General features: G+C 38.3%; 16 protein-coding genes. 11 read left to right on the forward strand and 5 right to left on the reverse strand.

The genetic code is table 11. The features are described from left to right. Positions 1-9 precede the first annotated feature (9 nt). Positions 10-720 (reverse strand): ribonuclease H family protein, encoded by a 711-nt coding sequence (locus ACYT32_RS00760; RefSeq protein WP_395264027.1) that lies wholly within the window; start codon positions 718-720, stop codon positions 10-12. A 69-nt stretch (positions 721-789) separates the two neighbouring features. On the opposite strand from ACYT32_RS00760, the gene ACYT32_RS00765 reads away from it, so the two are divergent. From ACYT32_RS00765 to pcp, 8 genes are all read left to right on the forward strand, one after another. Continuing rightward, a complete protein-coding gene (locus ACYT32_RS00765; RefSeq protein ID WP_395264028.1) occupies positions 790-1545 on the forward strand; it encodes an alpha/beta hydrolase in 756 nt (251 codons plus the stop codon). Positions 1546-1578: 33 nt separating this feature from the next. Continuing rightward, complete coding sequence (locus ACYT32_RS00770; RefSeq protein WP_395264029.1) at positions 1579-4338, forward strand: YhgE/Pip family protein; 2760 nt, start codon at positions 1579-1581, stop codon at positions 4336-4338. 29 nt (positions 4339-4367) lie between these two features. Then, the gene (locus ACYT32_RS00775) at positions 4368-4817 is read left to right on the forward strand and encodes a hypothetical protein (RefSeq protein WP_395264030.1); all 450 of its coding nucleotides are present in this window, start codon (positions 4368-4370) and stop codon (positions 4815-4817) included. 5 nt (positions 4818-4822) lie between these two features. Then, on the forward strand, positions 4823-5521 hold the full coding sequence (locus ACYT32_RS00780; protein ID WP_395264031.1) for a zinc metallopeptidase: 699 nt from the start codon (positions 4823-4825) through the stop codon (positions 5519-5521). 111 nt (positions 5522-5632) lie between these two features. Further along, entirely contained in the window at positions 5633-7099 is a 1467-nt protein-coding gene (gene cls / locus ACYT32_RS00785) for a cardiolipin synthase (RefSeq protein ID WP_395264032.1), read from the forward strand. Positions 7100-7190: 91 nt separating this feature from the next. Then, positions 7191-7925 (forward strand): sulfite exporter TauE/SafE family protein, encoded by a 735-nt coding sequence (locus ACYT32_RS00790; protein WP_395264033.1) that lies wholly within the window; start codon positions 7191-7193, stop codon positions 7923-7925. Positions 7926-7990: 65 nt separating this feature from the next. Continuing rightward, complete coding sequence (locus tag ACYT32_RS00795) at positions 7991-8320, forward strand: ribonuclease G (RefSeq protein WP_395264034.1); 330 nt, start codon at positions 7991-7993, stop codon at positions 8318-8320. 104 nt (positions 8321-8424) lie between these two features. Then, positions 8425-9024, forward strand: coding sequence for a pyroglutamyl-peptidase I (gene pcp, locus ACYT32_RS00800; RefSeq protein ID WP_395264035.1), 600 nt, complete (start codon positions 8425-8427; stop codon positions 9022-9024). A 58-nt stretch (positions 9025-9082) separates the two neighbouring features. Here pcp and ACYT32_RS00805 read toward each other — a convergent pair whose 3' ends face one another. Continuing rightward, positions 9083-9349, reverse strand: a complete 267-nt coding sequence (locus ACYT32_RS00805) for a hypothetical protein (protein ID WP_395264036.1) — start codon at positions 9347-9349, stop codon at positions 9083-9085. A gap of 146 nt (positions 9350-9495) precedes the next feature. Here ACYT32_RS00805 and ACYT32_RS00810 point away from each other — a divergent pair, with 146 nt between their 5' ends. Continuing rightward, the gene (locus tag ACYT32_RS00810) at positions 9496-10122 is read left to right on the forward strand and encodes an endonuclease III domain-containing protein (RefSeq protein ID WP_395264037.1); all 627 of its coding nucleotides are present in this window, start codon (positions 9496-9498) and stop codon (positions 10120-10122) included. A gap of 23 nt (positions 10123-10145) precedes the next feature. Here the strand turns inward: ACYT32_RS00810 and ACYT32_RS00815 are convergent, their stop codons facing one another. After that, positions 10146-10751, reverse strand: coding sequence for a TetR/AcrR family transcriptional regulator (locus tag ACYT32_RS00815; RefSeq protein WP_395264038.1), 606 nt, complete (start codon positions 10749-10751; stop codon positions 10146-10148). Between the two features lie 193 nt (positions 10752-10944). Here ACYT32_RS00815 and ACYT32_RS00820 point away from each other — a divergent pair, with 193 nt between their 5' ends. Continuing rightward, positions 10945-11865 carry an ABC transporter ATP-binding protein gene (locus ACYT32_RS00820; RefSeq protein WP_395264039.1) on the forward strand — a complete coding sequence of 307 codons (921 nt, stop codon included), beginning with the start codon at positions 10945-10947 and terminating at the stop codon, positions 11863-11865. Beyond that, on the forward strand, positions 11855-13471 hold the full coding sequence (locus ACYT32_RS00825; RefSeq protein ID WP_395264040.1) for an ABC transporter permease: 1617 nt from the start codon (positions 11855-11857) through the stop codon (positions 13469-13471). Before ACYT32_RS00820 ends, ACYT32_RS00825 begins: the two co-directional genes overlap by 11 nt. Positions 13472-13523: 52 nt before the next feature. On the opposite strand, the gene ACYT32_RS00830 is transcribed toward ACYT32_RS00825, so the two are convergent. Both ACYT32_RS00830 and ACYT32_RS00835 read right to left on the reverse strand, forming a co-directional pair. Then, complete coding sequence (locus tag ACYT32_RS00830; protein WP_395264041.1) at positions 13524-14789, reverse strand: methionine gamma-lyase family protein; 1266 nt, start codon at positions 14787-14789, stop codon at positions 13524-13526. Then, complete coding sequence (locus ACYT32_RS00835) at positions 14786-16894, reverse strand: putative ornithine decarboxylase (RefSeq protein ID WP_395264042.1); 2109 nt, start codon at positions 16892-16894, stop codon at positions 14786-14788. The genes ACYT32_RS00830 and ACYT32_RS00835 overlap by 4 nt, the downstream gene beginning before the upstream one ends. Positions 16895-17086 lie beyond the last annotated feature (192 nt).

Raw genomic sequence — 17086 nt, forward strand, 5'->3', positions numbered from 1 at the left:
CATTTCCTATTACATCTTATCCATCGTCTCATTCAACAATTCATCAACTCGATTATTACCGATATTCTGTGCGTGACCTTTAGTCCATTCAAAGCTCTTTTGTGGAATAGTTGGTAACAACCCATCTAATTCTTTCCATAATTCAACATTTGCAGGGACACTTCCATCAGCTTTTTTATAACCGCGTTTTTTCCAGCCGTTGAGCCATCCCTTGGTGATTGCATTCAATACATATTGAGAATCTAAGACAAATATCGTATTTTGTTGATTGATTTTTAATTCATTTAATCGTTTAATACTCTGGATTAGGGCCATTATCTCCATCCGGTTATTAGTTGCACCAAATTCACCTGCCGTACCTTCAAATGTTTCACCATGATTGCTGATATGGTAGGCCCAGGCACCTTTGTCCGATGTCATGACGTGTCCACCTTTAAAATTACCATGATTTCTGGAACCACCATCGGTATAAACGACAGTTTCAAAATCTGCAATATCTAAAGTTTTTCGCTTATTTGCTTCTGTTTGTGGTTTCAATTTTGATTTCGTTGTACTCTTAATGTAAGAATCCTTGCCACCCAAAAAGGCTTCAGCTTGGGCTCGATCAGTGAAACTTTTGTATCTCGCACCCGAAAATCCATCGACTTGGGCTTTACATTCTGCCCAGGTCAAATAGATACCTGGTTTCTTTCCACGTCTTACTGCATAATATTTTTGCAATTGTCATACCTCATTTGGTTAAAATTTCTCAATAATAATTATATAATAATATCTTGTTGGGGTGAATTTATGAAAAATGGGCAATGGCCAATTCTCTACATCCACGGTTTTCGGGGTGGGGATTATACGACACAGAAAATGATTGAATCAGCTTTGAACTGTAATGGTAAGAAAAAAGACCAGTTCCTTAAAGCCACCATCAACTGGCGTGGCAAAATCACATATGAAGGAATCTGGACTGAGGATGAACATCCTATTGTTCAAGTGGTTTTTCAAAATAAATGGGTTGGCAGCAACCAGATGGAATATTGGTTATTAAAACTCTTATTCGATTTACGGACAAAACACGAGTTTGAAACCTATGACGCAATTGGGCACTCTTTAGGTGCCGTAGCTTTAGTACTGACAAGTTTACGTGAAAAAATGCGTTCATACATGCCAAGGCTAAAGAAATTAGTACTCATTGCTGGACCATTCAATGGAATTATTGGTTTAGGCGACTTACCTAATATTAATCGTCTCAAACCAAATGGACGTCCAGCATTTATGAGTCCAACATATTTTAGAATCTTTGTTAACCGTAATAACGTTTCAGATGATCTTCGTGTTATAAATATTTTTGGTAATGTTGATGACCACTCAAACAGCGACAAATACATTTCAGTGACTTCAGCCAAATCCATCTCCTACATCCTTAAACCAAGGGTCAAGGAGTACACTGAATATTTAATTAAAGGCTCAACCGCTGAGCATTCAATGCTTCACGATGATTCGGAAATCTTAGACACTGTTAATGGATTTATTTACAACAATCCGTTATCCTAGCGTTATATAACGGCATTCAGTTTTAACAGGAATTTGGAGGGGATTTCTATCAAAGCTTGGGAGCTATTCAGACTAGATATTAAACGGACATTACAATCAAAACCAGCGACATTACTCATGTTGGCACTGGTCATTTTGCCATGTCTTTATTGTTGGTTCAACGTCTGGGCCTTATGGGACCCATATTCCAACACTAGTGACCTGAAAGTCGCAGTTTATTCAGATGATCAAGCTGTTGAATTGCAAGGTCAAAAAATCGAAATTGGTGATCAACTGATTTCCAATCTAAAAAAGAATCACAAATTGGGCTGGACTTTTGTCAGTTCCAAAGAAAAACTTGATCAAGGGGTAAAAGACGGTTCCTACTATGCTGGTATCTATATCCCTAAAAACTTTTCGAAGGATATCATTAGTTTCTTATCTGGTAATATCAAGAAACCTACGCTGGTCTTCAAAGTTAATCAGAAGATAAACGCCATTGCCCCGAAGCTGACTGAGACAGGTGCAACGACGTTACAAAATACTATCTCAGATGAGTTTGTCGGAACTATCAGTAAAACGATAACTAGCGTACTGAACAAATCCGGTGGTGATCTACAACATAATCTACCTATGTTAAGACGTCTATCGGCTTTATTGATCACGACCAATGATAATATGCCTGAATTACAAAGTATTATGGACAAAGTCCAAAAGGCTAACACCTTAGTTCCAAACTTGAACCAGAAGTTACAAGAAGCCAACGATATGTACGGTTACTTGCCACTATTGAATCAAGATGCACAAAAATTGGTTAATTTGAATAATTTCTTGCCTCTAGCAGATGCTGGTGGGATTGCTGCCAAGGACCTTAAGACAAAAATCCCCGAAATTCAAAACGCTGGTTCACAGATCAATGAAGTCGACAATGACTTTGGAAAAATCTCTGGATTAATGACCAACAGCATAAATCAAGTTGAAAATGGTATTTCCGTGATTACAAAAGTTCAAAAAGTAATGCCTGAAGTGCAACAACTTGGTAAAGATGCGCAAAGTGCTGTTGAAAAAGCCAACAATGAACTGATTCCAAAGATCCAGCAGGCTATACCAGTGATCAAAACTACCATTGATACAGGATTGTCGATGATCTTTAATATTGCTACTCAGATCAGTAACTCAATGCAAAATATCAGTAAGTTGATTGATAAGATCAAAGATGACCCAACCAATCAACAACTTAAAGAACAATTAAAGACTGTAATTCAAAATGTAGCTGACGATGCAACTCAACTATCAACTGTAAGTAAGCAGATTGCTTCTTCATTGTCTGACTTACAAACACTTTACAACAATGTTGCTCAACAACTTGGCAAAGATCCAACTACAGCTTTGGATAAGCCAATCCAACACTTAAATGACTTGTCTGCTTTGAATGATACTTTAGCTGCCAAAGCTAATGACATTTTGGACAATTATGACAGCTTGGATACAACTCAATTGCAGGCTAAACTAGCTGATCTACAAACACAGGCTGATAAGATAGCCGATGGTATCAATACCTTGAAGGGTCTCAATATTATGGATAGTGTATCTAGCACTATTAGTAGTATTTCGACCTTCTTAAAAGATGCTGGAACAACTCTAAGCGATATCAACACGGACATCATCCCTGCTGTTCCTGGTCTTTTGAACAATACCAAGGGTATCCTAGAAACAGCTTTAACTTATCTGCAAAAGTATCAAAAACAATTACCTGCCGTGGGCAATGAAATACACGATGCCAATCAATTACTGAACGGCAATATGAGTAATATTATTACCGGAATCAACTTAACTAATGATTTCTACAATAATGATTACCCTACCCTCAAAAAGAAATTGGCCACAGCAACGTTCTTTGTACAATATCAATTGCCTCAGATCGAAAATGAATTGACTACAACTTTGAACTTGGTCAACTCCAAGACACCTGAACTTGAACAAGCTCTATCTACTGCCAACAACTTCATCGAAAATGATTGGCCACAGTTGAAGAAAGATATTCATCATTCCGCTTCCTTGCTCAAGAAAGGCGAAAAGAATGTCGATTTAGACGCCTTGATCAAATTGATGAAATCCGATGCGAATAAGGAATCCGACTTCTTCTCTAACCCTGTTAAGTTGAAGCAGGATAACTTGTATGACGTACCAAATTACGGTTCAGCTAGTGCTCCATTCTACTTGGCGCTATGTATTTGGGTCGGTGCATTATTGCTTTCCAGTGTCTTCACAGTGCATTTTGAACTCAATGAACGTCAAAAACAGCGTTACACCTTTAAGCAAAGATTTAATGGCCGTTTCTTGACCTTTGGCTTTTTGAATCAACTTCAAGCCATTGCCGCAGCTCTGGGTAACTTATACATTCTGCATGCTTATACCAAGGAAAAAGTCTTGCTGGTAGTATTCTGTATGCTGGTCAGTCTAGTCTTTATTTCCATTCTCTACTCACTAGTTCAGATGTTTGGGACCGTCGGTAAAGGCCTAGGAATCATCATCTTAGTTCTGTCCATCTCTGGTGCCGGTGGAAACTTCCCAGTAGTCTTGTCAGATGGGTTCTTCCGATTTATTAATCCGTACTTGCCATTTACTTATGCGGTCAACTTGATCCGTGAAGCTGTCGGTGGAATATATTGGCCTAATGCCACGAAAGATATTATTATATTAATAGCCTTTGGTGTAGCCTTCTACTTATTAGGTCTACTTACGACTGAAAAGCTCAAACCATTCATCCACAAGCTACACAAGAGTGCTAAGAAGAGTATGCTCGTTGAGTAATTTGTTTGTAAAAGGGAGAAGTTGTTTCAATGTCTGAGATAAAAATGAAGTCTTATCGACCTTTCATCACCCAAAATTTCTTTTGGGATTTTCCAACCCATTTTAATTTAAAAGCTGTAAGTGAATTCTTGGGTATGCAGATCGATCCGACGACAGAATATATTTCTAATACCGCCAAAGTTATCATGCGGAATGAAGGTATCTACTGGTTTTTGAATCGGAAACACCATGACGAAATCGTAGCTGAGATCTCTTTGAGCGACCTTGATTTGAATCAGCATTCTGCCGCCTTAATGGTCACTGTTAAAACTTTGACGAATGCGGAAAAGCAAGAGATTGCCGATCGACTTTTAAGCTTTGTCAAAGACCAACTGGCTTTAAAAACAATCAAAATTAATCAACTTGATCATCTTTTTCAAGAAAACTTCACAAATAATGGATATAATACTTCTAACAACAATACATTAAAGAGGAGTTAACATATATGTACGGATATGGTTATGGTTTTGGTCCGAGCTATTTATTGATTCTGATTGGTTTAGTCATCAGTCTCTGGGCATCCTGGTACGTAAATCATAATTTCCAAAAATATGATCAGTTCACCAGTCATCGTGGTAAAAGCGGTGCTGATGCCGCCAGATATATTCTGGATAGTGCGGGCTTACAAGATATTCAAATCAATCGTGTCGGTGGTAAACTGACCGATAATTACAATCCTGGCAATAAGACTTTAAATTTATCTGAATCGACTTATGATTCAACTTCAGTTGCGGCCATCGGTGTCGCTGCTCACGAATGTGGACATGCGATTCAAGATCAGACCAGCTATGCTCCTATGCGAATGAGAGCTGCTCTAGTCCCAGCCGTCAATTTAGGATCGAATGTATCAATTCCCTTGATCATTATTGGTGCCCTTTTAGGAATGAACCACACATTGATCACCATCGGAATCTGGCTCTTTGCTCTAGTCGTCTTATTCCAAGTCGTAACTTTACCAGTTGAATTCAATGCTTCCAACCGAGCTATTAGTATTTTAAGCTCAGGAGACATTCTCGACAGCGATGAAGTGCCAATGGTCAGAAAAGTTTTATTCTCAGCTGCATTAACATATGTAGCAGCGGTTATTTCAACTGCTCTACAGCTATTACGTTTAATTTTAATATTTGGTAACAATCGAAATTAATGAAAGCCGTGCAAACGGCTTTTTTATTTTTCTTAAAAGCCGTAAAAATTAGATTTTATTAGTTTTTTGAAGTAAACTTTCTAGTAAGAATAATAGAGGGGAATTTATTTTATGATTGATGTATGGATCATCTGGCTAGTTCTCATTGTCTTAACAGTCAATACCATTTCAGCCTTGATTACAGTTTTCCATCGACCTCGTAATATTGTTACTACTTGGGCTTGGATCTTAGTGCTGGTCTTGTTACCAATTGTGGGATTCCTAATTTACGCCTTCTTGGGTCGTGGGATTGCTCAAGAAAAAATCTTTAATATTAGCAAACAGGAACACTACAGTTTAAGTCAGTTGAAGCAAATGGCGATCACTGCTCAAAAGCGACCTCAAAACGCCTCACGGTACGATGAAACGCGCTATGCAGAACATATCATTCGATTCTTTAATGAGACTGAGGAAGCTCCTCTGACACGTCACAACGAGATTGAACTTTTCTTCGATGGTAAAGCTAAATTTGAAAAGATGTTTGAAGACATTAAAAACGCCAAAGAAACCGTCCACGTTGAATATTATGCTTTCATCAAAAGTCACATTGGGGATGAATTCCTAGAACTTTTGACGCAAAAAGCCAAAGAGGGTCTGGAAGTCCGCTTACTCTACGATCCATGGGGATCTAATGGGACTAAGCCTAAATATTTCAAGACTTTCCAAGCTGCTGGTGGCGAGGTCTTACCTTTCATCACTTCAAAAAACGTCATTGCCAAAACTCGACTCAACTATCACTTGCACAGAAAAATTGTTGTCATTGATGGTAAATTTGGTTGGGTCGGTGGCTTCAATGTTGGTGATCAATATGTTAATACAACTGAAAAATTCGGTTATTGGCGAGACACCCATTCTAGGATCTTTGGTCCGGCTACCTTGCTATTGCAGGAACGTTTTTTCAGAGATTGGAATGCTTCACTAGACCGAAATGCTAAGCCGTTAGCCTTTACTGAAAAGTACTTCCCATCCGATAAATTTAATACGGACGCTAATTTACCTATCCAAATCATTACTGATGGTCCTGATAGTCGAGAAGAGATCCTTAAGGATGGCTTCATTGATATGATCGTATCAGCTAAGAAGAGTGTCTGGATTCAGTCACCTTATTTAGTCCCAGATGATCCTATGTTTACAGCTTTAACGATTGCTGCCAGATCAGGTGTTGATGTCCGGATCATGATTCCTTGTATGCCTGATCATCCCTTTATCTATCGGGCTACTCAGTATTACGCTAACTTGCTGACGAGTTATGGTATCAAAATCTACAGTTATCAAAAAGGCTTTTTACATTCGAAGACTTCTGTCTTTGATGGCAAAATTTGTTCCGTTGGTTCAATGAATCATGACTTTAGAAGTTACTCCTTGAACTTTGAGGCCAACGCTTTTATTTATGATGCCAAGGTAGCTCATCAAATTGCTCGGGCTTTTGAAAAAGATATGGACGATTCGATTCTTTTGACTCCAGATATAATCAAAGAACAAGGTGCTTGGCTCCACTTCAAGCAACGGTTCTCCAGATTGTTATCACCAATTCTCTAATTAAAAATCAGCTTACAAAATAAGAGTGACAGCTAAAAAAGGTTGTCACTCTTATTTATGATTAGTAAAAAAATAAGGAGAGATTTATTTAATGACTTACATACTCGTAGTACTGATTGCTCTGTTTGGGGCCTTGATGAGAACTGTGTTTGGTTTCGGAGAAGCACTCGTAACTATGCCTCTATTGGCCTTAATTTCGTTTAATATCCAAACCTCTACTGCTTTAATTGGGGCACTCGGTCTTCTAGTCGCTATTCCAGTAGCAATCAAGTACCGTCAGCACATTGATTTGCCTACCTTGAAACGACTTGTTCTCGGTTCATTGCTGGGTATTCCTGTAGGTATTTTGATTATTAAACTCGGTTCACCAATTATCATCATGAAAGTCCTGGGAAGTTTCATTATCTTGTACGGAGTTTACAACCTCTATGCATTGAGACACCCTAGTCAAAAAAGCTTGCAGCTTAGCGATAAATACGACTATGTGGCTGGAATTATCTCGGGAATTTTAGGAGCATCTTTCAATAGTCATGGCGTACCGATCGTCGTCTATGGAACCGCTAAAAAATGGGATGCTGATAAATTGCGCGGCATCCTTCAAGGACACTTCGTCTGTGTGGGAACTTTAGTCGTATTAAGAAAACTTGGATCAGGAATGTGGAGCATGGAAGTGGTCAAACTTTTGGCAGCCATTATTCCGCTACTTTTTATCGTTGTACCACTTGGTAACTGGATTGGGTCAAAGATTGATAGTCAGCAATTTACAAAATATGTTTATGTCATCCTAATAATCTTTGGCTTGATGCTTTTAATTAAACATTCATGATATAATATTTCTGCCTTACATATTGAAAAAATATGTATTTCAAAAAACACAGGGAGATTATTATCATGTATGAAAATTCTACATCTATTCCAGAAGAAGTTAAGGGCTGGAACTGGGGCGCCTTTATGTACAACATTTTTTGGGGGATCGGTAATCGGACTTACCTACCTTTACTTTGCTTAATTCCATTCTTTAATATTGTTTGGGTCTTTGTTGTTGGATTCAAAGGCAATACTTGGGCTTGGCAAAATGGTAATTACAAAGACGTTGAAACTTTTAAAGCCGTGCAAGCAACTTGGAACCGTGCTGGCTTAGTACAATTCATTATTGCCGCTGTGATCGTAGTCTTGTATGTCTTGTTCTTTACTGCAATAATCAGTTTATTTAACTATTAAGATAATCTTTCTATTAGCATTCTTTGACTAGCAAAGGATGCTTTTTTTGAACTATTTTTAAAAAAGCTTAAGATGATATTAACTTACAATGGGAGGTTGTTCTTATGAAAATACTAGTAACCGGTTTTGATCCCTTTGGTACTGATCAGATTAATTCTTCGATCGAGGCTGTCAAACTTCTGCCTGATCAAATCGATGATACTCAAGTTATCAAATTACAAATTCCGACTATTTTTGACCAAGTTGGTGCAGTGGTTCAACAAGCTATTGAAAAGAATCAGCCTGATTTCGTGCTGAATGTTGGCCAGTCTTCAAATAGATACGGCTTAACCCCTGAATTAGTCGCGATCAATTACGATGACGCCAGAATTGCGGACAACGCAGGCTTTCAACCTATCGATCAAACTATTCATTCAGACGGCCAAAACGCTTATTTCACTCAATTGCCGATTAAAAAAATGGTGCAAGCAATTCACAATGTGGGTTTACCAAGCTATATCTCAACAACCTCTGGAACTTTTGTTTGCAACCATATCATGTATCAGGTTCAGTATTTAATTGATAAAAAGTTCCCTAATCTAAAAGCAGGATTTATTCACATCCCTTACCTACCCAACCAAGTAATCGACCGTCGCAAAACTCCTTGTCTTTCACTCCAAGATGACGTCATTGGTCTGACCGCAGCCATTAAAGCAATCGTTTAAACTGGATTCAAAAAAATAACGCCTAGTTTTCTGAAAACCAGACGTTATTTTTTAAATTCTACTCATAAATTTTACTGACGACTCTTTGGTGATAACGGTCATTACCTTGTCCCCAAAAAAGAAAACTTAATGAAACGTAAACAATGGCCAGAATTACATTAGTCAAATCAAATTGCATTCGACTTGTTAACATCATCCAAACGATAAAGGCAATTGAAAGAAACGGAACAATCGCCCCCAACCAATTGTGTGAGTTATTTGCTAAAACATACTTTTCCAGGATCAAAGAGGCAATTGAGACCACAACAAAAATAATCCCTAACATAATTACACCCCCATAATTAATTCAGCGTATAACATGTTAGCACTAATTATTTTCAGAAATAAGCGAAAAGTCTTTGAAAACGTCTCCAAGCTCATTTGCGACGTATTTTTGTTTGATGGATAATTACTTTTGGGAGGATTTTGATATTGTACAAACAAATTACTATTTATGACTTACTCAATATGCTGTCACAACAATTAGGTGAGCAAAACTGGTGGCCGGCTGAAAATGTGGCGGAGATGCTATCAGGAATGATTCTGATCCAAAATACGAATTCACGTAACATCAAAAAATCTTTAGATAACTTGAAACAAGCAACAAATTTTGAAGTTCAACGCATGTTGGATTTAACAAATTCAGAAATGGAACAACTGATCCAACCAAGTGGCTTTTTCCACAATAAAGCCATCTACCTGCGTTCTTTGCTGACGGCCTACCAAGACAATTTCACGGAATGGGAACGATTATCGACTCCTCAATTACGCAAAAAGTTGTTGTCGTTAAAAGGGATCGGTAATGAAACGGCGGACGTGGTCTTACTTTATTATTTTCATCGAGCAACTTTTGTGGCCGATAATTATGCGATGAAACTCTTTTCTCAGCTACATGCGTTTACCAAGAAACCTACCTACATGCAATTAAAAAATGCCGTGGAAGCTGACTTTGATTTCACATCCAAACAAGCTGAAGAATTACACGCTTTGATCGATGAATTTGGCAAACTAAAGAGTGATTACTTCAAAGACTACCAATTACAACTACCAGCCTTATAGCTCTTAAAAATCACCAGGCTTTATTATGCTCGGCCGATAATGCCATAAAAGAAAAGATGCATTAAATCTTTTTCGTGATTCTTGATTTCAATCGCACTGTGAGGATTAACAGGATCAGTACTCATAGCGTAGTTAATGAACATATCTAAATAGATGATTGCCCCATCGTCAGTTATCTCAGAATCAACCGCCCCTTCTGCTCTGCCTTGATCTAACAGCTTTTTCCAGAAACCGTGTTTGTATTTATTGTAAGTGTCTCGAACGCGGCGATCACCATTTTGACCACTGAATTCGTTATACATGAATACTACAAAATCATCATTAATAGCGTTGGACATATTTAAACCATAAGACATGATATTCTCCATTTTTTTAATAAAGCTATCTTGTGAGTTATCTAGTGCCTCTTCCGATTGGCGATAACCGTCAATAATTAATTTAATTACGACTGTCCGGGCTAATTCAACTTTACTGGGAAAATATTTATAGAGTGTCACTTGTGACGACTTTGCCTCTTTTGCTATTTGAGCAATGGAGGTTTTTTTATAACCTTGTTCAATGAAGATCTTCTCCGCCGCTGTTAAAATACTCTCTTTTTTATCATTTTTACGCTTGAAATTATTAACCATGATAATTACCTCAAATATTTTTTATGCGAATAGTTCATTTTTTTATTTAATCCAACAAGGTATTTGAAGATCAGCTATTTAATAGTTCAATCCCCGCCTGCCTAGTTGTTGACTTTGGTATTGCTTGGCTCTAATATACTCGGTAAATAGTGAACTATTCAAGAAAAATATTTCATTTTAGAGGTTAAATATCATGCTAAACGAACAAACGCCTACACTTCATATCGATCATCTTCAAAAGAGTTTTGGCAAATTTCAAGCTTTAAAAAATATTACTTTCGATATTTATCCCGGTGAAGTCTTTGGCTTCATTGGACCTAATGGTGCCGGCAAATCAACTACCATCAGAACTTTACTAGGTATTTTGCGTGCCACAGGAGGTCAGGCGACGATTTTCGGCAAAGATGTTTACAAAGACGCTGTCGAGATCCACAAACACATTGCTTATGTGCCTGGCGATGTTTATCTTTGGCCTAATCTTACTGGTGGAGAAATCATCGATTTGTTTCTGAAACTTAGCCACAGTCAGCATTCCACCCGCACCGATCAACTCATCAAACAATTTCAGCTCGACCCCACCAAAAAAGCTCGAACTTATTCCAAAGGTAACCGTCAAAAGGTTGCTCTGATTGCTGCTTTTTCAACAGAAGCGGATTTTTATATCTTTGATGAGCCAACTTCTGGCCTTGATCCATTGAATGAAGAAATTTTTCAAAAAGAAGTTCTCAAGTTGAAAGCAGCGGGTAAATCAGTTCTACTATCGAGTCATATTTTATCTGAAGTTGAAAAGATGTGTGACCATATCGGTATTATTCGTAATGGAGAAATCGTTGAAACTGGTACTCTTGATGAAATGCGCCACCTGACTAGAACTGTAGTCAAGGTCAAAACTAAAGCGCCCACTCCCGAATTAAAAACTTTACCAGGTGTCCATAACGTCGTTACAGAATCTGACCAAACTCTGACTCTTTCGGTTGATTCTGACAAGCTTGACTCGGTAATGAACTACTTAGTTCAGAAACAAATTGTTACCTTACAAGCCACTCCGCCAACTTTGGAAGACCTCTTTATGCGCTATTATTCAACTGATGAGGTGAGTCATAATGATAAATGAAAAGTTTCAAAAAACATTCTTTCTCACTCGCTTTAGTTTCAAACGTGACCGCTTCAAACTAATTATCTGGGCAGTCGTTTTGATGGCTCTTTTCGTCGGTGTTGCAAGCAAATTTACGACACTTTACGGCAATCAAAATTCAATCGATCAAATTATTAAAACCCTCAAGACACCTGCTATGGTATCGTTATTCGGAAAAATGCCTGCTGGACCTTATTCTACTGCCGATGTCTTTGCTTCAGAAATGACCGTCTTTATGGCGATTGTGGCTGCCATTATGAACTTCAACTTCATGATCAAGAGTACCCGTGGCGAAGAAGAATCTGGAATTTTTGAAATGATTCAATCTCACTCAGTCGGTCGACTATCTAATTTATCTGCCACCCTATTGGAGCTCTTCTTTTTGAATTTAGGAATCGGTTTGATTTACGGACTAGGGTTACAGTTTGCCAACTTGACTGGTACAGATACTAACGGTAATTTCTTACTAGGTTTGGGCTTAGGAGCAGTCGGTTTTATGTTTGCGACTATCGCTGCAGTGATGGCTCAATTGACCGACAACGCTCGGATGGCGACAATCCTCTCTTATTTGGTCTTTGGCATTATGTATATTGCACGGATGATCACTGATGTCACCCATCCTAAATATACTTGGTATGTGCCTATGGGCTGGGTAGAAAAGTTTTCAACTTACAAAGATAATAATTGGCTGCCAGTTTTATTGATGTTATTTTTGTCAGTTTTATTAATAAGCTTGGCTTTTTACTTAAACAGTCATCGTGATATCGGTTCAGGATTGATTGCCACTAGACCAGGAAAAGCCAATGCCACAATTTTTTTGCGTGGACCATTATCACTCTTTTGGCGTTTAAACCGGGTCAGCATTATCATCTGGTTTATCGGTATTATGATTTTGGGTGCTACTTATGGCTCAATCTTTAATACTATTGGCGATATTCTCAAGACCAATCCTTTATTGAAACAATTATTAGATACTAAGGCCGTTAATGCTGCCAACCTTTTGATCATCAAACAATTTCTGGCAGTTTTAATGATCGTTTTTGCGGCACTAGCCCTCGTACCTGGTATCTCGATTATCAACTATCTTAAAACCGGTGAAAGTAAAGGTTACCTTGAGATAATTCACGCCACACCAACCAGCCGCTTGAAATTGTTTTGTTCAGTCTTAATCTTAGGAACCCTCTCAAGCATCGCGGTACTCTTTGCTGGTGTTTGTGGCTTATACCTAGGTGGTAACGCCGTTATGAAACAACCATTGAACTTTGATATCTTCATGAGCAGTTTCTATGGCTATCTGTCACCAATCTTAATTATGTTAGGAATTTCTGCTTGTTTAATTGGCTGGCTACCAAAGTTAGCTAATTTGAACTATGGCTATTTAGTTTTGGCCTTTTTTGTACAGTACTTTGGCAAGCTGCTCAAATTACCTGATTGGACAAAAAAATTGACGCCTTTTGGATTCATCGACCAAGTACCGATTAAAAACTTTGAAGTCAGCACCTTCTGGTGGCAGATAGGATTTGCCGTTATTTTAATGATTATTGGCTATCTAGGCTATCGTCGCCGGGACCTAATCATCAACTAAAACCGTTACAACCAAAAAAGTTCGTCGAAATTAATCGGCGAACTTTTTTGAATTATTTATAAAATGTTTCTTTAACAGCTTGTGTAATTGCAATTTGTACATGAGCGTATGACAAACCACCTTGGATATATAAAGCATATGGAGGTCTGAGCGGACCATCGGATGAAAGTTCAATCGTTGAACCTTCAACGAAACTTCCAGAAGCCATCACGACGTCATCTTCATAACCATCTTGGTGACTAGGAATTGGATCGACAAAAGAATTCATTGGTGAATAATGTTGAATGGCGGCACAGAAAGCAACCATTGGATCTGGCTTACCAAAGTTGACTGTTTGAACGATATCAGTTCTAGGCGCATCCCACTTAGGAGAAACCGTCATACCCATTTCTTCACAGAGAGCGGCAGTAAAAATCATCCCTTTCAAAGCTTCACCAGTCGTATGGGCGCCCATGAAGAATCCTTGATAGAAGTCACGCAAGTAACCCCAAGTAGCACCCTCACCTTTACCAGCACCAGGAACGGTTAAACGCGAACCAGCGCCATCAATCAAATCTTCGCGACCGACTAAGTATGCACCACTCTTTACAATTCCGGCACCGGCATTTTTGTAAAGTGAACCAGCCATAATATCAGCACCGTAGAAAGTTGGTTCTTCCATTTCGGAAAATTCGCCATAACAGTTGTCAATAAAGACGTTTACATCCGGACGGATTGACTTAACAAATTTGATCATCTTAGCAATCTTTGCCACCGTAAAACTATCACGAACGGCATAACCACGTGAACGTTGGATGGCAACGACTTTGATCGAATTGTCAGCTTTCAAAGCTTTTTCAGCGTTAGCATAATCGACTGACCCATCATCTAGTAATTCAGTTGTAGCAAATTTGATACCATATTCCATCATGTTGCCACGTTTATTACCAGCCAAGCCAATAACCTCTTGGATCGTATCATATGGGGTTCCTGTTAAATAATAAAGAGTATTCCCAGGACGCAGCATGCTGAAAAGAGCTGTTGAAATCGCATGAGTACCAGAGGCAAATTGGGGACGAACTAAAGCATCATCAGTTTTGAAGTAACCGGCATAAATTTTTTCAATTTTATCACGGCCGATATCATCATAACCATAGCCAGTCGATGGTACTAAATCCTCTTCACCAACTTGATTTTCTCTAAACAAGTTCAAAACTCGTTGTTGATTATAGAGAACTTGTTGATCAATCTCTGCAAGTCTTGGTTGAATCATCTTTTCAACCTTTTCAATCTTTTGACTCAATTCTTCAGGTAAACCTGTCTTCCACGATAATGTCATTTATAATTCTCCTCTAAATTATTCTTCAATACTTCTGCTTGAACTGAAATACTGCCATCAGCATTTTTATCCCAATATACACCTTGAATTTCGGGCACAAAGCCTGGAAAACGCTCTATTGCTCCGACTAAAACCTCAAAGTATCGTTGATCGATCTGTCCCCACTTCTCTCCGGGAGCAACAATAAAGACTCCTGGTGGGTATGGCAAAGCACCTTCAACAGCAATCCGGCCTTGAATATTTTGTAAATCCACCAATTCACTTTGATTCTTCATAAATAATTGATCGGCTAATTTAGGTGTCATAGTATAGTTTTGCATATTAGGCTTAGCGAACAAGTCTTTTTGCAAAATAAAAGTTTTATTTTTTCGATAATACTGATGCATCTCTTGGCACAATTGTTGTAAGGTATAGCCGTCATAACGGTTGGGATACTGTTGTACTAATTTTGGCAAGACTTTTTCTAACGGCGCATCCGCTAAATAAAATTCTTCAAATTTTAAAAAGGCTGCCAATAATGAATCCAATTCTGCCTTAGAATCTCCTGGCGTTAAGAGAAACAATAATGAGTTCAGATCATCTTTAGCCCGAATGATACGTTGCTCCATTAAGAATTCAGCTACTACTGGTCCAGGAATACCTTGATCTTGATATTTTGCCTGTTTGACATCAATACCAGGCGTTATAACGGTGATCTTCAAAGGGTCAAGAATTGCTTGCCCTGATGCTACTTCTTTGAATCCATGCCAATTATCGCTTGCGTTGAGTGACCAATATTTACTTTGGGTAGCTAATTTATCGGTACTGATCTCTAAAAAATTATCTGGTACCAAGGGTCGGAACAATTTCGACTTCTTTAACAATTGTTTGCGCCAATCAATTCCTAAGCGAAGTGTCTCATCCCACCAATTGACGTTTCCCTGCCCAGAGGTCAAGTATGAATTCACTGTCAAAGAAGCATAGATAGGATATGAATAACTGGAAGTAACAAATTTGAGATAGGCATTATTGAAGTGTTTGTGGTCAACATAACGACTCTGACCTTTCAAATGAGCATCCTTTTTCAAAATCTGTGACGTTTGAGCTAAACCGCCTTGTTGCTTATGCAGCGATTGGGTAACTAGAATGCCAGGATCATCAGGTCCATATTCTAAGGACAGTGGTGAGAGATGCTTCATAATTGGGACAAATTGTTCAAATCCACCCCAGGCACAGTCAAAAAGAATGTAATCACAGAGTTTGCCGATTTTCTTGATCATCCAGTCAGCATCATAAAAGACGCCATCATAAGTTTCCAATTGAACAATGGCTAATCTAAAAGGCCGCTTAGCTTGAGCTTTTTTAGGATCTACTTTGGCAATTTCTGCACGAATATTATCTTCATCCAAAGCTTTCGGATTCATTTCACCAATCAATCCCAGCGGGTTACGATCAGTTGGGATATAAACTGGCTTAGCTCCGCCCATTACCAAGGCACTATTATAAAGTGACTTGTGATTGTTACGGTCAAATAAAACCAAATCATCGTCCGTTAATAAGGCGCTGGCACAAATTGAGTTAGCACTAGTCGTCCCATTCGTACAAAAATAAACTTTGTCTGCGTGATAAGTTTGGGCCGCTTTTTGTTCAGCTGTCAAAGGAGTCCCGCCATGTGTCATCGTATCTCCTAATTCAGCGACTGTATCGCTCGTATCTGCAAACATTAAGTTCTTTCCAAAGAACCGATTAAAAACTACCCCAGCTGGATGTTTTTCATAGTACTGACCATTATGATGGCCTGGAGTCGTAAAACTAATTGGTCGGTCCTTGGCAAAATTAACTAAATCGCTTAAGAAACCTGGCACCATTTTTTGTTGATAATCTAGTGCTTGTGAGTAGATCTCTGATTCTGTAATTTCTTTTTGGCTTATTTTAATAATAGGGATGCCGAGTCCTGACGCTACTTGTAGATTTTTTGCAACCTTCAAGGCAGCAGTATCATTTTGATTCAAAACAATTGCTGCCAATTCAGCTACATTGATATTTTCGTTGAATGGAATTGTCTCCCACTCACTAGAATGGCTTACTTTCACATCATTACCAATGGCAATTTTCAGAAAATTCATAATTTCCCCCTATTTTTCAAATTTTTCATAAAACTATTGAAAATATTATATAAATCATTATACTTTTTTGGGTATGTTTTTTTACAGCTAAGTTTTATAAAAAAATATCACGGCATTGATTATATATACAGATCGAGGTAGTAAACAAGTGAAATTCCTCAGTTCTTTGCTGACGCTGAAACCCCCAAAGTT

It is taken from the genome of Companilactobacillus sp. FL22-3 (assembly GCF_054881455.1).